At 70.0% G+C, this 24333-nt stretch carries 26 protein-coding genes; 11 read left to right on the top strand and 15 right to left on the bottom strand.

The features are described from left to right. Positions 1–62: 62 nt before the first annotated feature. Entirely contained in the window at positions 63–614 is a 552-nt protein-coding gene (locus K4B79_RS37410; protein ID WP_232031863.1) for a hypothetical protein, read from the top strand. A gap of 16 nt (positions 615–630) precedes the next feature. On the opposite strand, the gene K4B79_RS37405 is transcribed toward K4B79_RS37410, so the two are convergent. The 6 genes from K4B79_RS37405 to K4B79_RS37380 form a co-directional block, all read right to left on the bottom strand. After that, on the bottom strand, positions 631–792 hold the full coding sequence (locus K4B79_RS37405) for a hypothetical protein (protein WP_232031862.1): 162 nt from the start codon (positions 790–792) through the stop codon (positions 631–633). Positions 793–937: 145 nt separating this feature from the next. Further along, positions 938–1450, bottom strand: coding sequence for a tRNA (adenosine(37)-N6)-threonylcarbamoyltransferase complex ATPase subunit type 1 TsaE (gene tsaE / locus K4B79_RS37400; protein ID WP_232031861.1), 513 nt, complete (start codon positions 1448–1450; stop codon positions 938–940). Beyond that, positions 1416–2666 carry an alpha/beta fold hydrolase gene (locus K4B79_RS37395; RefSeq protein ID WP_232031860.1) on the bottom strand — a complete coding sequence of 417 codons (1251 nt, stop codon included), beginning with the start codon at positions 2664–2666 and terminating at the stop codon, positions 1416–1418. Before K4B79_RS37395 ends, tsaE begins: the two co-directional genes overlap by 35 nt. A gap of 162 nt (positions 2667–2828) precedes the next feature. Further along, positions 2829–3998, bottom strand: coding sequence for an alanine racemase (gene alr, locus K4B79_RS37390; protein WP_232031859.1), 1170 nt, complete (start codon positions 3996–3998; stop codon positions 2829–2831). A gap of 45 nt (positions 3999–4043) precedes the next feature. Beyond that, on the bottom strand, positions 4044–4931 hold the full coding sequence (locus tag K4B79_RS37385) for a L,D-transpeptidase (RefSeq protein ID WP_232031858.1): 888 nt from the start codon (positions 4929–4931) through the stop codon (positions 4044–4046). Positions 4932–5169: 238 nt separating this feature from the next. Further along, entirely contained in the window at positions 5170–6609 is a 1440-nt protein-coding gene (locus K4B79_RS37380; RefSeq protein WP_232031857.1) for an NAD(P)H-hydrate dehydratase, read from the bottom strand. A gap of 143 nt (positions 6610–6752) precedes the next feature. Between K4B79_RS37380 and K4B79_RS37375 the strand changes: the two genes are divergently transcribed. Further along, complete coding sequence (locus K4B79_RS37375) at positions 6753–7952, top strand: hypothetical protein (RefSeq protein WP_232031856.1); 1200 nt, start codon at positions 6753–6755, stop codon at positions 7950–7952. Positions 7953–8024: 72 nt separating this feature from the next. Here the strand turns inward: K4B79_RS37375 and K4B79_RS37370 are convergent, their stop codons facing one another. Both K4B79_RS37370 and K4B79_RS37365 read right to left on the bottom strand, forming a co-directional pair. Further along, a complete protein-coding gene (locus K4B79_RS37370; protein ID WP_232031855.1) occupies positions 8025–8396 on the bottom strand; it encodes a holo-ACP synthase in 372 nt (123 codons plus the stop codon). 40 nt (positions 8397–8436) lie between these two features. Next, a complete protein-coding gene (locus tag K4B79_RS37365) occupies positions 8437–9105 on the bottom strand; it encodes a TetR/AcrR family transcriptional regulator (protein WP_232031854.1) in 669 nt (222 codons plus the stop codon). A gap of 129 nt (positions 9106–9234) precedes the next feature. On the opposite strand from K4B79_RS37365, the gene K4B79_RS37360 reads away from it, so the two are divergent. Both K4B79_RS37360 and K4B79_RS37355 read left to right on the top strand, forming a co-directional pair. After that, positions 9235–10281 carry a medium chain dehydrogenase/reductase family protein gene (locus K4B79_RS37360; protein ID WP_232031853.1) on the top strand — a complete coding sequence of 349 codons (1047 nt, stop codon included), beginning with the start codon at positions 9235–9237 and terminating at the stop codon, positions 10279–10281. Positions 10282–10316: 35 nt separating this feature from the next. Beyond that, positions 10317–10940, top strand: coding sequence for an SRPBCC family protein (locus tag K4B79_RS37355; protein WP_232031852.1), 624 nt, complete (start codon positions 10317–10319; stop codon positions 10938–10940). Between the two features lie 20 nt (positions 10941–10960). On the opposite strand, the gene K4B79_RS37350 is transcribed toward K4B79_RS37355, so the two are convergent. Further along, a complete protein-coding gene (locus tag K4B79_RS37350) occupies positions 10961–11257 on the bottom strand; it encodes a hypothetical protein (protein ID WP_232031851.1) in 297 nt (98 codons plus the stop codon). 348 nt (positions 11258–11605) lie between these two features. Here K4B79_RS37350 and K4B79_RS48735 point away from each other — a divergent pair, with 348 nt between their 5' ends. Then, positions 11606–12616, top strand: a complete 1011-nt coding sequence (locus tag K4B79_RS48735) for a DNA/RNA non-specific endonuclease (protein ID WP_374208558.1) — start codon at positions 11606–11608, stop codon at positions 12614–12616. Then, complete coding sequence (locus K4B79_RS37345; RefSeq protein ID WP_232031850.1) at positions 12519–13127, top strand: SMI1/KNR4 family protein; 609 nt, start codon at positions 12519–12521, stop codon at positions 13125–13127. The genes K4B79_RS48735 and K4B79_RS37345 overlap by 98 nt, the downstream gene beginning before the upstream one ends. 521 nt (positions 13128–13648) lie before the next feature. Here the strand turns inward: K4B79_RS37345 and K4B79_RS37340 are convergent. Next, complete coding sequence (locus tag K4B79_RS37340; protein ID WP_232031849.1) at positions 13649–14062, bottom strand: ATP-binding protein; 414 nt, start codon at positions 14060–14062, stop codon at positions 13649–13651. A gap of 258 nt (positions 14063–14320) precedes the next feature. On the opposite strand from K4B79_RS37340, the gene K4B79_RS37335 reads away from it, so the two are divergent. Genes K4B79_RS37335 through K4B79_RS37325 form a run of 3 tightly spaced genes read left to right on the top strand, consistent with a single transcriptional unit; the run spans position 14321 to position 16109 of the window. Further along, positions 14321–15124 carry a helix-turn-helix domain-containing protein gene (locus K4B79_RS37335; RefSeq protein WP_232031848.1) on the top strand — a complete coding sequence of 268 codons (804 nt, stop codon included), beginning with the start codon at positions 14321–14323 and terminating at the stop codon, positions 15122–15124. An 8-nt stretch (positions 15125–15132) separates the two neighbouring features. Then, positions 15133–15327, top strand: a complete 195-nt coding sequence (locus K4B79_RS37330; protein ID WP_232031847.1) for a DUF397 domain-containing protein — start codon at positions 15133–15135, stop codon at positions 15325–15327. After that, the gene (locus K4B79_RS37325) at positions 15324–16109 is read left to right on the top strand and encodes a 2-phosphosulfolactate phosphatase (protein WP_232031846.1); all 786 of its coding nucleotides are present in this window, start codon (positions 15324–15326) and stop codon (positions 16107–16109) included. Before K4B79_RS37330 ends, K4B79_RS37325 begins: the two co-directional genes overlap by 4 nt. 51 nt (positions 16110–16160) lie before the next feature. Here the strand turns inward: K4B79_RS37325 and glmS are convergent, their stop codons facing one another. Continuing rightward, a complete protein-coding gene (gene glmS / locus K4B79_RS37320; protein WP_232031845.1) occupies positions 16161–18008 on the bottom strand; it encodes a glutamine--fructose-6-phosphate transaminase (isomerizing) in 1848 nt (615 codons plus the stop codon). A gap of 218 nt (positions 18009–18226) precedes the next feature. On the opposite strand from glmS, the gene coaA reads away from it, so the two are divergent. After that, the gene (coaA, locus tag K4B79_RS37315) at positions 18227–19195 is read left to right on the top strand and encodes a type I pantothenate kinase (RefSeq protein WP_232031844.1); all 969 of its coding nucleotides are present in this window, start codon (positions 18227–18229) and stop codon (positions 19193–19195) included. A gap of 41 nt (positions 19196–19236) precedes the next feature. After that, positions 19237–20172 (top strand): DUF389 domain-containing protein, encoded by a 936-nt coding sequence (locus K4B79_RS37310; protein ID WP_232031843.1) that lies wholly within the window; start codon positions 19237–19239, stop codon positions 20170–20172. A gap of 133 nt (positions 20173–20305) precedes the next feature. Here K4B79_RS37310 and glmM read toward each other — a convergent pair whose 3' ends face one another. The 4 genes from glmM to K4B79_RS37290 all read right to left on the bottom strand — a co-directional run bounded on the left by glmM (position 20306) and on the right by K4B79_RS37290 (position 24254). Beyond that, on the bottom strand, positions 20306–21664 hold the full coding sequence (gene glmM / locus K4B79_RS37305) for a phosphoglucosamine mutase (RefSeq protein ID WP_232031842.1): 1359 nt from the start codon (positions 21662–21664) through the stop codon (positions 20306–20308). 223 nt (positions 21665–21887) lie between these two features. After that, positions 21888–22415 (bottom strand): 30S ribosomal protein S9, encoded by a 528-nt coding sequence (rpsI, locus tag K4B79_RS37300; RefSeq protein WP_232031841.1) that lies wholly within the window; start codon positions 22413–22415, stop codon positions 21888–21890. 42 nt (positions 22416–22457) lie between these two features. Continuing rightward, positions 22458–22901, bottom strand: a complete 444-nt coding sequence (gene rplM, locus K4B79_RS37295; RefSeq protein ID WP_232031840.1) for a 50S ribosomal protein L13 — start codon at positions 22899–22901, stop codon at positions 22458–22460. 207 nt (positions 22902–23108) lie between these two features. Next, positions 23109–24254 (bottom strand): glycosyltransferase 87 family protein, encoded by a 1146-nt coding sequence (locus K4B79_RS37290; protein WP_374208564.1) that lies wholly within the window; start codon positions 24252–24254, stop codon positions 23109–23111. Between the last annotated feature and the right edge of the window lie 79 nt (positions 24255–24333).

Here is a 24333-nt window from a genome sequence, read left to right as displayed (position 1 = left end):
TGCTACCGTCACGGCAAAGCAGGACGTACCGCGCAAGGCACTACACGAGGCAGAGGTGGACGGTGGCAAGCAGCAGCGCCGGATTCGTGACCGGGCTCACCGTGGCGGCCGTGACGGCGGTCGGCGTCCTCGCCTACCAGGCCTCCGCGAGCGTCCCGGCGGACCTCGGTGACCCGCGGGCGGGCACCCCGTCCGCGGCCGCCTCGAAGGCCCCCCGCGACCAGCGGAACCCCGCCGCCCTGCCGGCCGCGTCCGGTACCGGCCGACGGGTCGTGTACGCGCTGGACGACGACCGGGTGTGGCTGGTCGGCGCGGACGGCAAGGTCCTGCGTACCTTCGCCGTCACCCCGGGCACGGTCGACCCGAACCCCGGCACCTACCGCGTGACCTCCCGCTCGAACTCGGTCACCGGCACCGACGGCACCCCCATCGAGCACGTCGTCCGCTTCACCGGCGTGGACGGCGTGGCCATCGGCTTCAGCGCGGCGGTGGACGGCCCGGCCCCGGCCGCCGACCCGACCGCCCGCACCGGCGGCATCCGCGAGTCCCGCCCGGACGGCGACGCGATGTGGCGGTTCGCGACGATCGGCGAGAAGGTCGTCGTGATCCGCTAGGGCCTCTCAGTGCCCTCTAGGCGGCTTTGCGGTGCTCGGCGGGGCGCTGGGAGGTCTGCGGGTCCGGCAGGCGGGGCGGGGTCGAGATCTCGTTCGCGGCGGCGCAGGACGCCAGTAGGTCACGCATGGACACACCGGCGACGACCGGGTTCCGCTGCGCCTTCTCGGTGGCCGACATGGACGCCTCCTGAAGTTCGGGGGCGGGCGTAGTTAGGTAGACCTAACTACGGACGGGATACCATGTGACCACGAGCGAGTCGTCGGATGCAATATTTTGCCGACGTCTTGTCGGAACATTCATGAAGCCGCCCCCGGCTCCGAGGTCAGGCCGACAGCACGCTGAGATCCACCGCCGCCCAGCGCCCGCCCAGACCCGTCACCGTCACGTGCCGCACCTCGTCGGTCGTATCACCGACGGCCCGGTGGATGACGACCGCCAGCCGGTCGTCGGTCAGCTCCTCGACCTTGCCCTCGCCCCACTCCACGACGATCACCGACTCGGGCAGCGAGACGTCGAGGTCGAGGTCCTCCATCTCGTCGAGACCGCCGCCCAGCCGGTACGCGTCCACGTGGACCAGGGGCGGGCCCTCCCCGAGGGAGGGGTGCACACGGGCGATCACGAAGGTCGGGGAGGTGACGGCACCCCGGACCCCGAGCCCCTCGCCGAGCCCCCGGGTCAGTGTCGTCTTGCCGGCGCCGAGTTCCCCGGTGAGCATCACGAGGTCCCCGGAGCGCAGCAGCTTGGCCAGGCGTCGGCCCAACTCCCGCATCTGTTCGGGAGAGTTGACGGTGATCTCGATGTCAGCCGGGTTGTGCGGTGCTGCTGGTGCTTCCATAGCCACCAACGGTAGCTCCCGCGGGGACGGCCCCCGCCCGGGTGAGCAGGTCGGCGAGACGGTCGGTGACCACTTCCGGGTGTTCCAGCATGACCAGGTGTCCGGCGTCCGGTACGAGCACCAGCTCGGCGTCCGGGAGCAGGTCGGCGATGGCCTCGCTGTGCTCGCTGGGCGTGACGAGATCCCCCACCCCGGCCAGCACGAGCACGGGCAGACCGGCGAAGTGGGCGAGCGCCGCGGTCTTGTCGTGGTCGCTGAACGCCGGGTAGTACTCGGCGACCACGTCGATCGGGGTGCCCTCGATCATCCGCTCGGCGAACCGCGCCACGGCCGGGTCGACGTCCCGGGAGGCGAAGGAGTACCGCTTGATCACCCCGGTGAACAGGTCGGCGGTGGCCCGCCGCCCCTTCTCCACCAGGGCGGCCTGCTGCCCCAGCGCCTTCAGTACGCCGGGCAGCACTCGCCGTACGGCGTTGACCCCGGCGACGGGCAGCCCGAAGTTCACCTCGCCGAGCCGCCCCGACGACGTACCGATCAGCGCGACCGCCACCACCCGGTCGCGGATCAGCTCGGGGTACTGGTCGGCCAGGGCCATCACGGTCATCCCGCCCATGGAGTGCCCGACCAGCACGATCGGCCCGTCCGGCACGGCGGCGTCGATGACGGCCTTCAGGTCGCGGCCCAGCTGCTCGATGGTGACCGCTTCCCGGTCCCGCACCTGGGCCACGCCCCGCTGCGACCGCCCGTGGCTGCGCTGGTCCCAGTGCACGGTCCGCACCACGCCCCTGAGCGCCGCCCGCTGGAAGTGCCAGGAGTCCTGGCTGAGGCAGTAGCCGTGGCTGAAGACGACGGTGACCGGGGCGGGGGCCTTGCGTCCGAAGAGACGGCGCCGCCGGGGCGCGGGCCCGCCCTCCGGCTCGACGTCGTCGACCTCGTAGTACAGCTCGGTGCCGTCGTCGGCATACGCCTTGCCGGGCGTACCACGCAACGCGCCGTACGGTCCGGCGGAGTCGAGCGCGAGCCGCGCCTTCTTGCGCATCCCGCGGCCGACGGTCAGCCGCTCTATGGCGACACCGGCGGCCGCGCCCGCGGCGACCACGCCTATCGCGGCACCGGCGATCCCGGTCGCCCTGCGCCAGCCGGCGCCCGCCTCCGCGGCGGAGGCGACGGCCGCCGAGGCGGCGTCCACGACGGCCTCCGCACTGCTCTCGCTCACGTACCGCTCCTCTTCGCCGGACTTCGGCATCGCTGGGACGCCATGATGCCTGTGCTGTCTGTGATGCCTGTGCAGTCTGTGACGCTTGTGCTGCCCGTGCCCTCCGTGGTGCCTGTGCTCACGGATGGTGCGGGGCTTGCCGGGTCCGCGTGCCCTGTGCGGTTACCCCGCTCGTCCCTCGTTCACATAGACGCGGGGAACGCGCGTTCCGATCCGGGTGACGATTTCGTACGCGATCGTCCCCGCCGCCTGCGCCCAGTCCTCGGCGGTGGGCTCACCGCGGTCGCCGGGCCCGAAGAGCACGGCCTCCGTACCGGTCGCGGGCTCGTCGCCCCCGAGGTCCACCACGAACTGGTCCATGGCCACCCGCCCGGCCACGGTCCGCCACTTGCCGTCGACCAGCACCGGCCCGGTGCCGGAGGCGTGGCGCGGGATGCCGTCCGCGTAGCCGACGGGCACCAGGCCGAGGGTGGTCTCGCCCGGGGTGACGTAGTGATGGCCGTAGCTGACGCCGTGGCCGCCGGGGACGTGCTTCACCAGCGCGATGGACGCCGAGAGCGTCATCACCGGGCGCAGCCCGAAGTCGGCGGGGCTGCCCAGTTCGGGGCTGGGCGAGATCCCGTACGTCGCGATCCCGGTCCGCACGAGGTCGAAGTGGGACTCGGGAAGCGTGAGCGTGGCGGGCGAGTTGGCGATGTGCCGCACCTCGGGGCGGACGCCCGCCCGCTCGGCGTGGGCCAGCACCTGCCGGAAGCGGTCGAGCTGGGCGGCGATGGAGGGGTGCCCGGGTTCGTCGGCGCAGGCGAAGTGGGACCAGATCCCGGTGACCCGGACGAGCCCGTCGGCCTCGGCACGCAGCGCCTCGGCGACCAGTTCGGCCCAGTCCTCCCCCGGCTGGCAGCCGTTGCGCCCGAGTCCGGTGTCGGCCTTGAGCTGCACCCGCGCGGTACGGCCGGATGCCGCGGCCGCCGCGGTCACCTCGCGGAGCGCCCACATCCCGCTCACGCCGACGTCGAGATCGGCCTCGATCGCCTCCCGCCACGGTCCGCCGGGCGTCCAGAGCCAGCACATGATCCGCCCGGTCAGTCCGGCGGCCCGCAGCGCGAGCGCTTCCTCCGGCGTCGCCGTACCGAGCCAGCCGGCCCCCGCCTCGACCGCCGCGCGGGCGCACTGAACCGCCCCGTGGCCGTACGCGTCGGACTTCACCACGGCCATCACGGCCGCGCCCGGCGCATGGGCGCGCAGGGTCCGCACGTTGGCGCGCAGGGCGGCCAGATCGATCTCGGCGCGGGCACGCAGGGGCGCGCTCCGCGGGGCTGCTGTCTCACTCATCGCGCCCCCAGTGTCTCAGAGGGGCCCGACGAGCCCGCCGGACGCCTACGTTCCGACCCGTTTCCCCCACACGTACACCCGGTCGCCCTTCTTCAGCACGTCCCACAGCTTCCGGGCGTCCGCGAGCTTCAGATTCACGCAGCCCATGGACCCGACGGTGGTGTGGATGCTCCCGTACACGGCGTGAAAGGCCTGGCCGCCACTGAAGAACTGCGAGTACGGCATGGGCGTGTTGTACAGCGTCGACCAGTGGTTCTTGTGCCGCCAGTAGATCTTGTGCCATCCCCGCCGGGTCGGATGCGCGGCCCGCCCGCTCCTGATCGGCGCCGGTCCGAAGACGACCTTCTTGCCCTTCTGCACCCAGGTCAGCTGCCGGGTGAGATCCACACAGGCGACCCGGTACGACCGCACGGGACACTTCCCGGCGGCGTTCGGATTCTTCCGCGCCGACAGATACTGCATCCGAGCCCAGGTGACAGGCCCCGCGAACCCGATGGCGGGCTTGATCTTCTGCTTCACCTGAAACGCCCGGATGACCCGGCAGTCGGCCGCCGACTGCTTCCCGTCCGCCTTCAGCTTCAGCCACCGCTCGACCTGCCTCTGATACGGCCCGGTCTGCTTGCTGCACGCCACCCGCGCGACGGCGTCCGCCAGCGGCACGTACTCCACCAGCGCGTACGTCCCCTCTGCGGCCTCCCTCGGCTCCACGGCCTCCTCCTCCGCACCGGGCGTGTACACCTCCGGCGCGAGCACCTGGTCCGGCGTGTCCACCACCCACGGCTGATACGGCCCGGGCGGCACCCCGGGCACGAGTTCCGCCTCGGGCCCCGGAGCGGGTGGTGGCACGTCGGCGGCAGCGGTCCCGACCGGGATCACGGTGACCGCGGCGAGCAATACGGCGATGCCCTGATGGGCGATACGTCTGCTGATCATGCGATTGATCATGCGGTCAGAGAAACCCGCCATCCCCGAGGATCGCGGGAGCCGCGCGGGGAGGTCACCCGTACCGGGCAGTCACCCCAGCCGAGCCGGCCGACCGCACCTCACACCCGACGGCAACCCCACCCACCCCAGGGGCGCGGGGAACTGCGCGACCAGCCCCCCACGCACCCGCGCCCGCCCCACGACCTCACACCCCACCCCGCGAAGCGCCCCGCCCCGCCCGAAGCCCTCAGCCCAGGCGCACATCCCGCCACGCCCTCCGAATCGCCCCCGCCACGTCATGCGCCCCCACCGGCGCCCCCTCCGCCGCGAACCGTCCCGCCAGGCCGTGGAGGTAGGCGCCCACGCTGCCCGCGTCCAGCGCGGAGAGGCCCGCGGCGAGGAGGGACCCGGCGAGCCCGGACAGGACGTCGCCGCTGCCGGCGGTGGCGAGCCAGGCGGTGCCGGTGGGGTTGACGCGGACCGCCCCGCCGCCGGGGTCGGCGACCAGCGTGGTCGATCCCTTCAACAGGACCGTGGCGTCGTAGCGCGCCGCCAGTTCCCGCACCGCGGAGAGCCGGCCGCTCTCGACCTCCTCGCGGGCCACGCCGAGCAGGGCGGCGGCCTCTCCGGCGTGCGGGGTCATCAGGGTGGGCGCGGTACGGGTGCGTACGGCACCGGCGTCGGCCAGCCGCAGCCCGTCCGCGTCGATCAGCACGGGTACGTCGGCCTCCACCACCTCGGCCACGGTCCCCGCGTCCTCCCCGGCCCCGGGCCCCACGACCCAGGCCTGCACGCGCCCCGCCTTCCGCGGCCCCTGGTCCGACACCAGGGTCTCGGGAAAGCGGGCGATCACCGCGTCCCCGGCGGGCCCCACGTACCGCACGGCCCCGGCCCCGCCCCGCAGCGCCCCGGACACGGCGAGCACGGCGGCCCCGGGATAGCGGGCGGACCCGGCGGCGATCCCGACGACTCCGCGCCGGTACTTGTCGCTCTCCCCCGTCGGCACCGGCAACAGCCGTGCCACATCGGCGTGTTGCAGCGCCTGGAGCTCGGCCCGGTCCGGCAGCACCTCACCCAGCCCGATGTCGACGAGCCGCACGGACCCGGCGTACTCCCGCGCGGGATCGATCAGCAGCCCCGGCTTGTGCGTCCCGAAGGTGACGGTCAGATCGGCCCGTACGGCCGCCCCGTGCACCTCCCCGGTGTCCGCGTCCACCCCGCTCGGCAGATCCACCGCGACCACGGCGGCCCGCGACCGCCCGACCGCGGCGACGAGCGCCTCCGCGTCCGGCCGCAGTCCCCCCTTGCCCCCGATCCCGACGATCCCGTCGACGACCAGATCGGCGCGCGCGATCAGCGCCTCGGCCGCGTCGGGCGCCACCGACCGGCCCCCCGCCCGCCGCAGCGCGCCCAGTCCCCCCGCGTGCGCCCGCTCCGGCGCGAGCAGCACCGCCGTGACGCCCGCACCGCGCCGGGCCAGCCGGGCCCCGGCGTACAACGCGTCCCCGCCGTTGTCCCCGCTGCCGACGAGCAGCACGACTCGGCCGCCGTACACCCGCCCCAGCAGATCCGCGCAGGCGGCGGCGAGCCCGGCCGCCGCCCGCTGCATCAACGCCCCGTCGGGGAGCCGCGCCATCAGCTCCCGCTCGGCCGTCCTGACCGTCTCCACGCAGTACGCAGTACGCATGCGACCGAGTCTGCCGCACCCGACGGAAGACCGAACACGCCTCACCCATTGACGCTTTGCGACCCCTTTGCCAAACTCACCGCCCCCCACAGCATGAATCGATTCAGTCGAATCGATTCGACAACAGGACGGGACCCGACCCCATGGGACGCAGAGCCGCACACCCCACCCGAAAGCACTTCGGCACGTTCGGCAAGCGAAAGCTCCTCGGCGCCACCGCCCTCGCCCTCCTCACCACCGCGGGCCTGATGACCGCACCGGCCACCGCGGCCGCGCCCCCGGCCGTGGCCGCCGCCTGCGGCGAGGGCTCCTACCAGGCCGAGGCCGTGCTCAGCGGCAGCACCTGGACCGCCCGCCGCGGCGGCAGCACCGTCTACACCGGCACCGACATGCGGGCCGCGGTCCAGGCCGCGGTCAACAGCCTCACCGCGGGCCGCACCGCCAAGGAACGGGTCGTGGTCCGCGGCTCCGGCTCGATCTCGGCCGGTTCCCGCATCTCGCTCCCCAGCTACACCGCCCTCGACGTCTGCGGCACCATCAACGTCACCGGCTCCGGCAGCGGCGACCAGGCCCCGGTCTACTCCCGCGGCACACGCGACATCGAGGTCCAGCACCTCACCCTCACCGGCAGCCCGCTCTACGGCGTCTTCCTGCGCAACGTCCAGAACGTGATCCTCGGCCAGCTCGACATGCGCCTCTCGGCCGGCCTCGGCGTCCGCATCGACAACCGCGGCGACACCAGCCAGTGGACGCGCAACGTCCGTATCGACAACGTGTTCGTCTCGGGCGCGAGCAGCCACGCGGTCGAGACCTACGGCGTCGACGGCATCACGATCGGCACGGTGACGGCCCGGAACGTGGGCGAGTCGGGCCTCCTCCTCAACCAGACGATCAACGCCACCGTCACCAAGGTGGACGCCGAGAACGCGGGCACCGGCACCGGTTACGCCGCCTTCCGCATGGCCAACCGCAACGGCCGGGTGGGGAGTTCGTACCCCACGAACATCCGTGTCGGCGAGGTGATCGCGCGGGGCGGCGGCCGCGGCGTCTTCTGCGTCTCCGAGAGCGGCGGAGCCGTCATCGACCGGGTCACCCTCTCCAACACCGGCAACAACTCGGTCCTCATCGAGAACTGCTACAACGTCAACCTCGCCGCCCAGTCCGGCACCATCACCGGCGGCGGCGAACTGCGCCTCGCGGCCCGCTCGGAGTTCCCCAACAACTCCGACATCACCGTCCAGAACCTCACGGTGACCAACTCCTCGATCCGCGAGAGCCCCTGCGGCACCAACACCACGTTCCGCAACATCACCCGCGTCAACACGAGCCAGACCATCTGCTGACGCGCCCCCGCACGGCACGACCGGCCTCGGCGGCCTCGCGAGCCACCACCGCGTGGCGAGCGACCGCCGAGGTCACCCCTCCGCGATCACCACGGCCGACGCCACCCCCGCGTCATGGCTGAGCGACACATGCCAGGACCGCACCCCGAGCTCGGCGGCCCGGGCCGCCACCGTCCCGGTGACCCGCAGCCGAGGCCGCCCGCTGTCCTCCACATAGACCTCGGCGTCGCTCCAGTGCAGCCCGGCCGGGGCGCCCAGCGCCTTGGCGAGGGCCTCCTTCGCCGCGAACCGCGCGGCCAGGGAAGCGAATCCACGCCGTTCCCCGCTCGGCAACAGCAGTTCGCTCTCCAGGAACAGCCGCTCCGCCATCCCGGGCGTACGCTCCAGCGACGCCTGGAAGCGGTCGATCTCCGCCACGTCGATCCCGACCCCGATGATGCTCATGCCGAGCACCCTACGACCGACGTGCCCACCGCCCCGCCCGTCACCGCAGCAGGTCGTCGAGTTCGGCGGCGAAGAGCAGCGCGGGGTCGAACCCCATCCCGTTGAAGTGCCCGGCGAGTTCGAGGGACAGCACGCCGTGCAACCGGGTCCAGAAGGCGAGCGCCCGGCGAAGGGCGACGGGCGGGGCGGCGTGCCCGTCCGCCCACCGGCTCCCGAGTCCCTCGATGTGCGCCTCGAACGACGTGACAGGACCGTCCGACGGCAGCTCGGCGCAGGCGTCGAGCATCATGACCATGTTCTCGGACGCGATCACGGTGATGTCGTCGGGCGCGTGATAGCCCGGCACGGGCGTGCCGTAGACAAGGAAGTACCGCTGCGGATCCGCCAGCGCCCAGCCACGCAGGGCATGCGCGAGAACGGCGAGACCGGGCTCGCCCGTCCCGACGGTCTCCGAGGCCGCGCGGAAGGTGTCGGCGAGGCTCCGATACGCGTCCCGGATCAGCTCGGTGATCAGCTCGTCCCGCCCGGCGAAGTACCGGTAGAGGGCCGGCCCACTCATCCCCATCTGCTTGGCGATGGCGTTGAGCGAGAGCGCGGAGGCGCCGGCCACGGCCATCTGCTCCCAAGCGTGCTTCTTGATCTCCTCCTGCACCTGGGCGCGGTAGCGCTCGCGCGGGGTCTGCGTGCCGGTGTCGCCGTGGTCCGCCATGATCAGCCGCCTTCCCGATTCAGTTAGACCCTATCACCAACGTTATTGACACTCTCGCAGTCGTGAGTTACAACTTCTAACGAAAGCGAAGCCCAATAACAATCAACCCTCAGCGCGATGGAGACCGCCATGAACGAGACCGCCACGAACCCCGAAGAACTCGTCCAGGTCGTCCTGCCGGGCAAGGTGGAGCCGGAAGGCCTGGAGATACACCACGGCACCGTCCCGGCCGCGGGCCCCGGCCAGGTCGTGATCCGCATGGAGGCGACCGGCGTCTCCTTCGCCGAACAGCAGATGCGCCGGGGCCGCTACTACGACCAGCCGGCCTTCCCGTTCGTCCCCGGCTACGACCTGGTGGGCACCGTCACCGACACAGGACCGGGCGTCGACCCGGCCCTGACCGGCACCCGGGTCGCCGCGCTGCTCAAGGTCGGCGGCTGGGCCAGCCACGTGCGCGTCGACGCGGCGGACGTGGTGCCGGTGCCCGAGGGGATCGGCGCGGCCGAGGCGGAGACCCTGGTCGTCAACGGCATCACCGCCTGGCAGATGCTGCACCGCAAGGCCCGCGTCCGCACCGGCGGCACGATCCTGGTCCACGGCGCCAACGGCGGGGTCGGCTCGGTCCTGGTCCAACTCGCGCGCGCCGCGGGCATCCAGGTGATCGGCACGGCGTCGGCCCGCCACCACGACACCCTGCGGGCCCAGGGCGTCACCCCCGTCGACTACCGCACGGAGAACATCGTCACCCGCGTCCGCGAACTCGCCCCCACCGGCGTGGACGCAGTCTTCGACCACGTGGGCGGCCACGGCATCGTGGACTCCTGGCGCCTCCTCGCCCCCGGCGGCACGCTCGTCTCGTACGGCACGGCCTCCACCCGGGACGACGAGGGCTCCAAGCAGTGGCCCGTCCTCAAACTGCTCGCCCGGGTCTGGCTCTGGAACACCCTCCCCAACCGCCGCCACGCCTACTTCTTCAACGTCTGGGCAGGCCGCGCCCTCTCAAAGACCCGCTTCCGCACCCGCCTCCGCACCGACCTCACCCAGGTCTTCGCGGCCCTCCAGCGCGGTGACGTGACCGCGAGCATCGCCGCCCAACTCCCCCTGACCCGCGCCGCGGAGGCCCTGCGGCTGGCCGAGTCCGGCACGGTCGCCGGAAAGGTCGTCCTGAACCCGTGACGAGCACCCCGCGCCCCACTACCAGGAGACCCCTCATGCCCAACACCCGCGCAACCGCACTCAGCCTCACCCTCACCCTCACACTCGCCGCGACGGCCGCACTCGGAGTGTCCGCGGCCCACACCGCACAGGCGACACCCCCGCCCACCACCTGCCGCGGCCAAGGAGTCGACCCCACGGCCCCGATCCGCTACTCCTCAGACGTGGTCATCGACGCACCCCTCACCACCATCTGGAAGCTCCAGACGGACGTGGAACGCTGGCCGACCTGGCAGCCCCCGGTCCTCACGGCCGACCGCCTCGACAACGGCCCCCTCCGCAAGGGCTCCCACTTCCACTGGACGACCCCGGCCCCCGCCACCCCGTCGACCCCCGCCACCACACTCGGCATCACTTCCACGGTCCGCCAACTCCAGAACCACCACTGCATCCTGTGGACCGGCCCCGCGATCGGCGAGGGCCTCCGCATCGACGAGGGCATCCACCTGTGGACCTTCAAGAAGGCGAGAAACGGCATCCACGTCCACACCGAGGAAACCTGGACCGGCGACCAGGTCGAGTCGGACATCCCTACGGCGACGAAGGCCCTGGCCGGCGGCCTGGAGACGTGGCTCCGGGACCTGAAGACGGCGGCGGAGAAGGGAGCCACGCAGCGATAACACCGCCGGGCCACCACCCCTCAGTCCGAGTCCCCGCCCTCGGCGAACAGTTCCTCCGCATGCGCGACCGTGCGGGAACGCTCCAGCCACATGTCGAGACGCTCGACATCGGTGCAACTCACAATGCGCTCACGCACACCATCCGATACGGGGATGCCACGCACCTCCAGCACGGACAAGATCCCCTTCACACCTTCGGCCCTGCCTTGCGCCTTACCCTCGAGATAAGCCGTCTCCCGAACGGTCCCCCGGCCGGGGAAATAGCTGACGAACGACATGATTTCCCTCAGTTTCTCTCCAGCCGGGCTACCAGCCATGCTGATCTCCAGGAAGTCGAAGAAGTAGTCGGCGGTGTCGGGCCCCGAGGGGTCACTTCAGCCTCACGCGACACCTGGCAGCTCGACCCCGTCCCGTCCGCCCAGGCGAACCGGTACCTCTACGCCAACGGCGAGCCGCTCAACGGGACCGATGTCACAGGGCACGCTCATGACCCACGAAACGCCGGCGGAGGCCAGGGCTCAGGCGCGGGCATAGGCGGCGGTGGCCGTGGAGGCGGCGGCGGAGGCGGCGGAAGCACGGGAGTAAAAGGCAAAACACCCAAGAAGTCGTCCAAGAAGGGCAAGCGTTCCGGACCATCGACCAGGTACCGCGATCCGCGCAGCGACATGTGCAGCTCCACCGGCTGCGGTCTCGCTCGTACCCGATCGACCAGACCGCCCACATCCGGAACCGGCACCGGCCGCACAGGCACCACCTATCGCGGCTGCACCCACGGCTGCGGCACCTCCACCACCTACCGCGGCGGAACCACAACTCGCGGCAGCGGCGGCACAGGACGCACGGGCACCACCACTCCGCCCAAGCCCCGCATCCCCCAGAACCCCAACAGCGGCAAGAACCCCGTACCGGCCCCCACACGGCCTGCGCCGAAGCCTCGGGTGGATGCGGTACGGATACAGCAACGCTCACTTGACCACGCCGTCGTCGTCAACCTGCGCACCGTAATCACACAAGTGGCGAGCGACTACAACTCCCCGTACGAGCCGGACGACAGCACGAGCCTCGACGCGCTCCACGACCTGTTCCCGGACCACGACACTGATCCAGACCTCGGCTACGGCTCCTCCGGGGCTGACCCGAACGCCAAGCGCACCCGGAATGCGTGCACACGAGACCTTCCGTCCACTGACCCATCCTTCTACTACGCTCCGATGACGCGTTTCGGATCTGGCCCCGACAACTGCCGGGCTACCGGAGCGGTCGCCTACATCGACTCATACGACCTGCGACCGTGGCGTTTGGACCCGAAATGGAAGCCCGCTGGATACGAGCAGCTGCCAGTTGGCAACCGGGCAGCCCTGCACTTGATCGGCAACCAGATGGGGGGCGCCAACGACACACTCCGCAACTTCGTGGCGGGCTACCAAACCCCTGTGAACTCCCCTCACATGCGATCGCTGGAGAACGACGTCACGCGAGCGGTGAAATCGGGAGAGCACGTTGCACTAGGCGTTCTACCTGTCTATGGCGGCACGGACCCGGCGATTCCCACCGAGATCAGGATGCGCGCCGCCGGGGATGACGGGTATCGCCTCAACTGCACCGTCTACAATCAATCATCCGGTGGATATTCCTGCTCTGAAAGGTCATCTGGTGGAAATCTCTCAATTCCGTGAAATCCTAGGCCGACCGGTGGTCAATGGCGATACAGATCGCGACTGGCATTCCCTGGAGAGTCGAATCGCATTGACCCTACCGGACGATTACAAAAAATTCGTAACCACATACGGACCCGGCTGTCTGAACAATCAACTCTACCTCTTCCACCCAAGGGCGGCAGGGGGTAATGATGGGCTGCATCTCGAAATGTTGTGGGAGCACGCATCCTACGCATACTCAGAGTTGTCTCAGGATAATCCAGATATGTACCCTTACCCTGTTTATCCGACACCGGGCGGGTGCATTCCAATCGCCAGATCGACGTCCGGAAATCATGTCTTCCTGGCACCTCCGATAGCGACAGAACCCGACGAAAGAGATTGGTCGGTAGTCGTGGACATGGGCCAGTGGGTCCACCTGCCCATGTCGTTCACAGACTTCCTCTGGGCAGCGCTGCGTGGGGAACTCGACGTGCTAGTGATCGAAGGTGACCCGTCGTTCGAGTCCATTGGTGTGGTGGAGGCGTGACGAGGGGCAAGCGAAACTAAAAATGAGCAGAAATTCGGACGTCCATCACGTGCGGCTAGCATCCCAAGGAATGGCGGCGCTTCTTGCCTCCCTGTGCCTGATCGGATGCTCGACCGCTGACAACGCCGAGCCCAGAGAGACGAGGCTATCGCCGACAGCTTCCGCAGCCCTTTCGACAAGCGCTGTCGGCGACAAGCCGTCGCCGACAGCTTCGCCGCGCGAACCCGCTCCGGCATCCAAATCGCCGACAACGTCGGAGCCCTCAACCCCACGGCAGCCGAAGCCTTCACCGCCCACGGCAGGCAGTGCCGGCGGTTCAACTGGTTCTGGCGGTTCCGGTACGCCGGCGGATAGGTCGAGTGGGGGATCCGACACCGCCCCGCAGAACCCCAACCGCGGTCCGACACCACCGCCCGCCCCGCCCCGGCCGTCGCCCACACCGGAGTGGAGTTCGGGCGCCTGGCAACCCGGCGACCCGGTCGAGACGACGGCACCTGCCTCCGGGAGCTGATAGCACCCCTTCAGGCCGCGCCCAACTCACACCACACGAACTTCCCCCTGTTGCCATGCCTCGCCAACGGATGCCACCCCCACAGATCCGCACAGGCCCGCACGAGCGCCAGCCCCCGCCCCTCCTCCCACTCGGTGATCTGCTCCAACACCCGGGGAGGTTCGGGCGGTTCGGGATCCGCGTCCCACGCCCCGATCCGCAACACCCCCGCCGACCAGGACACCCGCAGGGCAGCCGGCCCCTTCGTATGCCGTACGGCGTTGGAGACCAGCTCGGCGGCGAGCAGCTCCGCGAGGTCGACGAGGCGGATCAGGCCGTGCATCGTGAGGATGAGCCGGAGAGTACGGCGACTGACGGTGACGGCTCTGGGGTCGTTCGGGATGTAGAGCGAGTACTCCCAGGGCGCGCTTTCACTTTCGGGCATGCGTGAACTCCGTTCAGGTGAGGGGAGGTTGCGGCCGACAGGGCGGTGGCATTGCCGCAGCCGTCATGGCAGGACGGGGCGGTGCGCTTCCGGAGTCCCGGCGTTCCGCAGCGTGTGCGTCGCATCACTGACGGTAGATCTAAATCTAGAGATTCAGCAAGCCGATCGCGTAATCTGACGCTGAACGAGTCGCGCCTGTCGGCGCGTTGAACCTAGGAGCAGTCGAGAGCCTTGAGGCGCGAACCAACGGCACGCCAGATGCGTCTGGCCACTGAACTGCGCAGACTCCGCGAGGCAGCAGGACTCACCGCCCGGCAGGCAGCCGCGTTGCTCGGCGTGAGCCCCGCTCAGATCACTCACATCGAGTCCGCCCTGGCGGGAGTGAGCGAGAAGCGCCTCCGCCGCCTCGCATCTCACTACGCCTGCACGGACGGCGAGTTCATCGACGCCCTGGTCGCGATGGCCACCGACCGGACACGGGGCTGGTGGGAGGAGTTCCGGGGGCAACTGCCCACCTCGTTCCTGGACCTCTCCGAGCTGAACCACCACTCCGCCTTCCGACGCGACGTCGCAGTTCTCTACGTGCCGGGCCTCCTGCAAACGGAGGACTACGCGCGCGCAGTCTTCTCTGGCCGAGTGCCCGAACTCGCCCCTGAAGAGCTGGAGTTGCGTGTACGTCACCGCATGGCAGGCCAGGACATCACCGTGCCCTACGAGTTGGTGATCCACGAGGCAGCCCTCCGCATCAGGGTCAGCGACCGCGCGACCGCCCGGGCCCAACTGAGCAAGCTCCTGGAGCTGTCCGACAAGGACAACGTCACCCTGCGAGTCATCCCATTCGACCTGGACGGCTTCGCCAGAGCCGCCAGCACCATGACCTACGTGGGTGGCCCCGTGCCCAAACTGGACACCGTCGTGCGCGATGTACCGCAAGGCTCCGCTTTCATCGACTCCGAAGCACAGGTGAGCGCCTTCCGAACTCGCTTTCGTAAGGTGGAAGCCGCATCACTCGACCCTGTACGGTCGCGCGACTTCATCAACCGGCTGGCGAAAGAGCTGTGAGACACCCCATGGACACGCCCGACAACTGGCGCAAGTCATCGCACTCAGGCCCCGACGACGGCAACGAGTGCGTGGAGATCGCCAACTCCCCCGCCCACATATCCGTCCGGGACTCCAAAGCCCCCACGTACGGAACCCTGACCTTCCCCACCCCCGCCTTCACCACCTTCATCAACGCCCTGAAGTCCCCCCACCCCCGATGACCAACGCGCACCTACAAACAGCCCACAGCACCCGTTTCGACTGGGGCCCCACCGGCGCCACCCGCCTCGCCCCCGCCGCCCACGCCCTCGTCGTCGTGGACGTCCTCTCCTTCACCACGTCCGTCACGGTCGCCGTAGAAGCAGGCACCCACGTCTACCCGTACCCCTGGCGAGACGACACCGCCCCCGCCTACGCCGACCAGCACGCCGCGGACCTGGCGGTCGGCCGGAGACAAGCCACCCCCGCCTCCCCCTGGTCCCTCTCCCCCGCAGCCCTACGCACCGCCCCCTTCACCCCACGCCTGGTGCTCCCCTCCCCCAACGGCTCGGCGATCTCCGCCGCCGCGGACGGCAAGATCCCCGTGATCGCCGCGTCCCTCCGCAACGCGACAGCCGTAGGGAACTGGTTGGCGGCCCAGGGCTACGGCACCCCGGACCGCCCCGTCGCCGTCATCGCCGCAGGTGAACGCTGGCCGGACGGCAGCCTCCGCCCCGCCCTGGAGGACCTGCTCGGCGCAGGAGCCGTGATCAACGCACTCGCACGCGCACAAGCACTCACCCCGCACCAGCGCTCCGAAGACACGCTCTCCCCCGAGGCCGCCACCGCCGCGACAGCCTTCCGCCACACCGAAGACCTCAACGCGGCCATCACCACCTGCGCCTCCGGCCGCGAGCTGATCGAGGGTGGCTTCCCCGAGGACGTGGCGGTGGCCGCCGAGCTCGACGCCTCCCCCACCGTCCCCGTCCTCACGAACGGAGAAGCCTTCACCCCCGCCGACTGACGCTCCCGCCGGCTGACACCTCCACCGGCTGACGCCCCGCCGACGGACGCCCTACTCCACCGTCACTGACTTCGCCAGGTTCCGAGGCTGATCCACCTCGTTCCCCCGAGCCGTGGCCAGCTCACAGGCGAACACCTGCAACGGCACCGTCGCCACCAGCGGCTGCAACAAGGTCGGAGTCACCGGGATCCGGATCAGATGGTCCGCGTACGGCACCACCGCCTCATCCCCCTCCTCCGCGATCACGATGGTCCGCGCACCCCTCGCCCGGATCTCCTGGATGTTGGACACGATCTTGTCGTGCAGCACGGACCGCCCCCGAGGCGAGGGCACGACGACCACCACCGGCAGATCGTCCTCGATCAGGGCGATCGGCCCGTGCTTCAGCTCACCCGCCGCGAACCCCTCCGCGTGCATATAAGCGAGCTCCTTCAGCTTCAGAGCCCCTTCCAGCGCCACCGGATACCCGACGTGCCGCCCGAGGAAAAGCACCGTGCCCTTGTCGGCCAGCGACCGCGCCAGCTCCCGCACCGGTTCCATCGTCTCCAGCACCCGCTCGACCTCACCGGAGATCTGCGACAGATCCCGGATCACGGCCCCGATCTCGTCGCCCCACTTGGTCCCGCGGACCTGCCCCAGATACAGCGCGACGAGGTAACAGGCGACCAGCTGCGTCAGGAACGCCTTGGTCGACGCCACCGCGACCTCCGGCCCCGCATGCGTGTACAGCACCGCATCCGATTCCCTGGGGATCGTCGACCCGTTGGTGTTGCAGATGGCCAGCACCTTGGAGCCCTGCTCCCGGGCGTGCCGTAGCGCCATCAGCGTGTCCATGGTCTCGCCGGACTGCGAGATGGCGATCACCAGAGACCGCGCATCCAGAATCGGATCCCGGTACCGGAACTCACTCGCCAACTCCACCTCGCACGGGATACGCGTCCAGTGCTCGATGGCGTACTTGGCGATCAACCCGGCGTGGAAGGCCGTACCGCAGGCGACGATGACGACCTTGTCGACCTCGCGCAACTCACCCGCCGAGATCCTGACCTCGTCCAGCGTCAGCGAACCGGACGCGTCGATGCGGCCCAGCAGGGTATCGGCGACAGCCTTGGGCTGCTCGGCGATCTCCTTGAGCATGAAGTAGTCATAACCCCCCTTTTCCGCGGCCGACGCGTCCCAGTCGACGTGATACGAGCGCACGTCGGCCGGAGAGCCGTCGAAGCCGGTCACCGTCACCCCGTCCCGGCGCAGCTCCACCACCTGGTCCTGGCCCAGCTCGATCGCCGACCGCGTGTGGGCGATGAACGCGGCGACATCCGAGGCGAGAAAGGACTCACCCTCTCCAACGCCCACCACGAGCGGCGAGTTCCGCCGCGCCCCCACCACCACATCGGGCTCGTCCGCATGCACCGCGACCAGCGTGAACGCGCCCTCCAGCCGCCGGCACACCAGCCGCATCGACTCGGCCAGGTCGGCGCACGCGGAGAACTCCTCGGCGAGCAGATGGGCGACCACCTCGGTGTCGGTCTCGGAGGCCAGGTCGTGCCCCCGCTCCGCCAGCTCGGCCCTCAGCAGGGCGAAGTTCTCGATGATCCCGTTGTGCACGACGGCGACCCGCCCCGCGTTGTCGAGATGCGGATGGGCGTTCGCGTCCGTCGGCCCTCCGTGCGTGGCCCACCGCGTATGCCCGATCCCGGTACTCCCCGTCGGCAGCGGCCGCTCCGTCAGCTCCTTCTCCAGATTGACGAGCTTGCCGGCCTTCTTCCCCGAGGCCAGCCCCCCGTCCGCCAGGACGGCGACACCCGCCGAGTCGTACCCCCGGTACTCCAGTCGCTTCAGTCCGGCCATCACGACATCGAGCGCCGACTGCGACCCCACGTATCCCACGATTCCGCACATGGCCCGCAGCCTACGCACGAATCCCGGCCCGAAAGTGCTCCCGCGTGCCCGATATCGGAAATTCCCACCCCCGTACGAGTCCTCGTTCCGAAAGACCGCACGCCCCCGCCGAAACCGCCCCGGCCGCCGTGGCCGCCCCGGCCCCCGCGTGACGGACCCCACCCACCATCCCGTTCAAACTCCGTTAACAATGGACTGTGATCTCTCCGGTCTCCTCGATGCCCCGGAGCGCCCACCGGCACAAGCCGGAGGCGACTCCCTACGTCGACCTCACCCGCTCCGAGTGGAGTGCGCTGCGCGACAAGACGCCGCTGCCGCTCACCGCCGAGGAAGTCGAACAGCTGCGCGGCCTCGGTGATGTCATCGACCTCGACGAGGTCCGGGACATCTACCTCCCGCTGTCCCGGCTCCTCAATCTCTACGTCGGCGCCACCGACGGCCTCAGAAGCGCGCTCAACACCTTCCTCGGCGAGCAGGGCGCCCAGTCGGGCACCCCCTTCGTCATAGGGGTCGCCGGTTCGGTCGCCGGCGGCAAGTCCACCGTCGCCCGCCTCCTCCAGGCCCTGCTGTCCCGCTGGCCCGAGCACCCGCGCGTCGAGCGGGTGACGACCGACGGCTTCCTGCTCCCCACCAAGGAGCTCCAGGCCCGCGGCCTGATGTCCCGCAAGGGCTTCCCCGAGTCGTACGACCGCCGGGCCCTGACGCGCTTCGTCGCCGACATCAAGGCGGGCAAGGACGAGGTGACGGCCCCCATCTACTCCCACCTCATCTACGACATCGTCCCCGACGAGAAGCTCGTCGTCCGCCGCCCGGACATCCTGATCGTCGAGGGCCTGAACGTCCTCCAGCCCGCCCTCCCCGGCAAGGACGGCCGCACCCGCGTCGGCCTCGCCGACTACTTCGACTTCAGCGTGTACATCGACGCCAGCCCCGAGGACGTAGAACGCTGGTACCTCAACCGCTTCAAGAAGCTGCGCCAGACCGCCTTCCAGGACCCGAACTCGTACTTCCGCAAGTACACCCAGGTGTCCGAGGAGGAGGCCATCGACTACGCCCGCACCCAGTGGCGGACCATCAACAAACCCAACCTGATCGAGAACATCGCCCCCACCCGGGGCCGAGCCACCCTCATCATCCGCAAGGGCTCGGACCACAAGGTCCAGCGCCTGAGCCTGCGCAAGCTGTGACCGCGTGACACGGGCCCGGTCCGGGCCTGTTAGATAGGCGCATGCTGCACCTCCGCCTGATCACCCCGGCCGACAAGACCGACGCCGTGGTCGACCTGATCGAGAACACGGTCGGCACCACCCACCTCGTCGTGATGGCGGGCGCCGCCCGCGACCCGGCGGGGGACGTGGTGATGTGCGACGTGGCCCGGGAGGCGGGTGACGAACTGCTCTCCGGGCTCCAGGAGTTGGGGCTCGAAGACTGCGGCTCCATCGCCGTGGAGAACATCGACCTGTCGCTGTCCAAGCGGGCCTCACAGGCGGAGGACGACGCCCCCGGCGAGGGCGCGGACGCGGTCCTGTGGGAGCACCTGACGGAGGCGACCCACGAGGAGTCGACCCTCTCCGTCACCTACATCGCGTTCATCACGCTGGCGACGATGATCGCGGCCTGCGGTGTCGTCCTCGACAACGCGATCCTCATCGTCGGCGCGATGGCGGTCGGCCCGGAGTTCGGCCCCCTGGCCGGTATCTGCACGGCCATGGTGCAACGGGCCCCGCGCCTCGCCCTGCGCTCGCTGATCGCCCTGCTGGTGGGCTTCGCGGTGGCGATGCTCGTGACGGTCGGCTTCAGTCTCTTCATGGACTCCGTCGGCCTGTTCACCGAGGCCCGCCTGGAGGCCGACCGCCCCAACACCGGCTTCATCTACGCGCCCGACTGGTTCTCGTTCGTCGTCGCCGTCCTCGCCGGAGCCGCCGGCACCCTCTCCCTGACCTCGGCCAAGTCCGGTGCCCTGGTGGGCGTCGCCATCTCGGTCACCACGGTCCCGGCGGCCGCCAACGCCGCCGTGGCCATGATCTACAGCGACACCAACCAGGCCTGGCGCTCCACGGAACAGCTCCTGCTGAACCTGCTCGGCATCATCCTGGCCGGCACCCTCACCCTGGCCCTCCAGAAATGGCTCTGGTCAACTCAACGAAAGCGCACAGCCGCTTAGAACGGGCGGTACCGCAACCCACCCAGGGGCGCGGGGCTGTACTCGATATGCGGCTACCGCCGCGTGAGCGCGACCAGCCACGAAAAACCCGCACCTCGCAACGCATAGAACCCCCCACCCCGAACCCGCAAAATCACCCCAGCGCCGACTTCACCGCATCCGCCAACCGCCCCGCCACAGACCGAGCCTGATCAATATCCGCCGCCTCGACCATCACCCGCACCAACGGCTCGGTCCCGGAGGGCCGGAGCAGCACCCGCCCCGTCTCACCGAGTTCCCGCTCCGCGTCGGCGACGGCCGCGGCCAGCTCGGCCGACGTACGGACCCGCGCACGATCCACGTCCGGCACATTGATCAGCACCTGCGGCAACCGCTCCATCACGGAGGCCAGTTCCCGCAGCGAGCGCCCGCTCTCCGCGACCCGGGCGGCCAGCAGCAGCCCGGTCAGCGTGCCGTCACCCGTGGTCGCGTGATCGAGGATGATGACGTGCCCGGACTGCTCCCCGCCCAGGGAGTAGCCGTGCTCCTTCATCTCCTCCAGGACATACCGGTCACCGACCGCCGTCTGGACGAGCCGCAGCCCCTCCCGCTCCAGCGCCAGCTTGAACCCGAGGTTGGACATCACGGTCGCGACGACGGTGCCCTCCCGCAGCACCCCCCGGTCCCGCATCGCCAGCGCGAGGACGGCCATGATCTGGTCGCCGTCGACCTCCGCACCGGTGTGGTCGACGGCCAGGCACCGGTCCGCGTCCCCGTCGTGCGCGATGCCGAAGTCCGCCCCGTGCTCGACGACCGCGGCCTTGAGCAGGTCGAGGTGGGTCGACCCGCAGCCCTCGTTGATGTTGAGCCCGTTCGGCTCGGCCCCGATCGTGACGACCTCGGCCCCGGCCCGCGAGAACGCCTCGGGGGACGCCCCGGAGGCGGCGCCGTGCGCCTCGTCCAGGACGATCTTCAGCCCGTCGAGCCGGTTCGGCAGGACACCGACGAGGTGGGTGACGTAGCGCTCGACACCCGACTCGTCGTCACGGACCCGCCCGACACCCGCTCCGGTCGGCCGGTCCCACGGCGCCCCGGTGCGGTGCTCCTCGTAGACCGACTCGATCCGCTCCTCCAGCTCGTCGTCGAGCTTGTGCCCGCCGCGCGAGAGGAACTTGATGCCGTTGTCGGGCATGGCGTTGTGGCTGGCGGAGAGCATGACTCCGAGGTCGGCACCGAGTTCCGCGGTCAGGAAGGCCACCGCGGGCGTGGGCAGCACGCCCACCCGCAGGACGTCGACACCCGCGCTGGCGAGGCCGGCGACCACGGCGGCCTCCAGGAACTCCCCGGACGCGCGCGGGTCCCGTCCGACCACGGCGGTCGGCCTGTGGCCCTCGAAGGTGCCCGCCTCGGCGAGCACGTGCGCCGCGGCGACGGAGAGACCGAGTGCCATCTCAGCCGTCAGATCCGCGTTGGCGACACCGCGCACGCCGTCCGTGCCGAAGAGTCGTCCCACTTGTCCTCCTGAGGAAGCGTCAGTTCAGTAAAGCGGCTAACGCCGGATAGTTCAGTAAGGCGGCTAACGCCGGACAGCGGCCATCCGATCACACAAGCCTTTGAGCGCCTTGTGCCGTTATACGCCCCCCACGGCGATAAACGAACGCCCCGACAGCACTGTGGCGTGCCGCCGGGGCGTTCGAACGTACTGCGTACGGCGAGTACGAAGCAGGCAGCGAAGCTTAACGCTTGCTGTACTGCGGGGCCTTGCGGGCCTTCTTGAGACCGGCCTTCTTGCGCTCGACCGCACGGTCGTCGCGGCGGAGGAAGCCGGCCTTCTTGAGGGCGCCGCGGTTGTTGTCCACGTCGGCCTCGTTCAGCGCGCGGGCCACGCCGAGGCGCAGGGCACCGGCCTGACCGGAGACACCGCCACCCGCGATGCGGGCGATGACGTCGTAGCGGCCCTCGAGCTCGAGCACCTTGAAGGGCTCGTTGACTTCCTGCTGGTGCACCTTGTTCGGGAAGTAGTCCTCGAGGGTGCGACCGTTGATCTTCCACTTGCCGGTGCCCGGGACGATCCGGACGCGGGCGATGGCGTTCTTGCGACGGCCCAGGCCGGCGGCCGGCTGCGGGTCGCCGAAGCGGGACGCCAGCGACTCCGAGGTGTACTCACCCTCGACGGGGACCTCGGACTCGGTGGTGTAGCTGTCGATGTCGACGAGCTCGGTCTCGGTCTCTTCGACCGGCTGCTCGGTGGTGGTCTCGGCCACGATGCTCCTCAGATTCTGTTCAGTCTTAGGGGGTGGCCGGACTTACTGCGCGACCTGGGTGATCTCGAACGGCACCGGCTGCTGGGCAGCGTGCGGGTGCTGGTCGCCCGAGTAGACCTTCAGCTTGCTGATCATCTGACGGCCCAGGCTGTTCTTGGGGATCATGCCCTTGATGGCCTTCTCGACGGCCTTCTCGGGGTTCTTCGCCAGCAGCTCGTCGTAGCGGACGGAGCGCAGACCACCCGGGTAACCGGAGTGGCGGTACGCCAGCTTCTGGGTCTTCTTGTTGCCGGACAGGTGAACCTTGTCGGCGTTGATGATGATGACGAAGTCGCCCATGTCCATGTGCGGGGCATAGGTCGGCTTGTGCTTGCCACGGAGGAGGTTCGCGGCAGTGGTAGCCAGACGGCCCAGGACGATGTCCTGAGCGTCAATGACGTACCACTGGCGAGTCACATCGCCGGGCTTGGGGCTGTACGTACGCACTTCGCAGCCTTCTTCTTCAGTGGATGGGTGCTGACACATGGCATCACTGAAGCGATCGTGCAGCTGGGGACGACAATGCCGGGAACGCTGCCCCGTATGCCGCCCACTGGTAACTGCTCCAGGGAACCTAGGTAAAGGCCTCTCGCGTGAGAACGAGCGAGCCAATACACAACGAAGAAGCAGGATACCGGGATGCCCCCGTACGGGTCAAAACGAGGTCACTGCCGTCGGCTCCCTTGACCCTACGGGCACCCGACGCCGTTCCCGGCCGTGCCGCACGACCGTGAGAGCCAGCACACACAGCGTGCAGGCGTCCTTGAAGGCCCGCCGCTGCAAGGTCTCCAGATAGGGCCAGGTCAGCCCCGGGACCTGCGGCACCAGGGCCAGCCAGAACCACGGGGTCCGGGCCACCGACCCGGCGCACGGCAGCCCGGCCAGCAGCAGCGGCACGACGACCAGCAGGTAGTGGTCGTACGACGGCCGGGAGACCAGGAACGCCGAGAGCATCACGGTCGCCGCCGTCTCGGCCGTCCGCAGCGGCCCGGCGTCGGCCCGGCGCCAGCGCAGAGACGCGCAGATCACCCCGGTCCCGGCCGCCGCCACCGCCAGCGCCCCGGCCAGTGCCGGATCCACCCCCAGCCGCGGCAGCACCGCCGCCGGAGAGGCCTCATACAGCCGTACGAAACTGTCGTCGCCGCGCAGCAGGAACGGCAGGGTCCGGGTGAAGAAGCCAGCCGGGTCGGGCAGCAGAAGCGCGGCCGCGGCGGAGACCAGCGCCGGGAGCAGGACCAGGACGGCCAGCCCCCGCCACTGCCGCGCGAAGAGGAACAGCAGCGCCATGGGGGCGAGCAGCGGCTTCAGCGCGATCGCGGCACCGATCACGGCCCCCGCGGCGACCCACCGCCCCCGTCCGGCCAGCAGCAGGGCCAGGGGCAGCGCCAGGGCCGCCGTCGCCGTCCAGTTCCCCAGCAGCACCAGATGACCGAAGGGCGCGAAGCCCACGGCGAGCGCGGCTAGCCCCAGCACGGCGAAACGACTGCCCCGCGGAACGCCGTACAGCCGCAGCGCGCACATCCAGCCGCCGACCAGGCAGCCGGTCACCACCAGCGGCACCGCCACTCTCAGCACGAGCCCCGGCAGCAGGGCCTGCGGGACCGCCGCGAGCACCGCGCCCGGAAGGTAGAGGAAGTGTGGATCGTCATACGGCGATCCCCCGGCCAGCCAGGTCCGGGCCGCCCGCACGACGATCGCGTTGTCCATGCCCCCGTCCGAGGTCAGCCGGGCCGTGCGCGCCGCCGTCGCTCCCAGCACGGCCACCAGCGCCACCCACAGATGCCCGCTCGCCCTTCGCACCAACCACCCGGAGATGTCGCTTTTGCGCTCGTTCACCGACCGAACGGTAGGGGTTCCAGAGCCTCTTGGGGCGGACCGG

Source organism: Streptomyces lincolnensis (assembly GCF_021173675.1).
GTDB lineage: Bacteria > Actinomycetota > Actinomycetes > Streptomycetales > Streptomycetaceae > Streptomyces > Streptomyces lincolnensis_B.
This window is presented reverse-complemented; position numbering and strand designations above follow the sequence as displayed.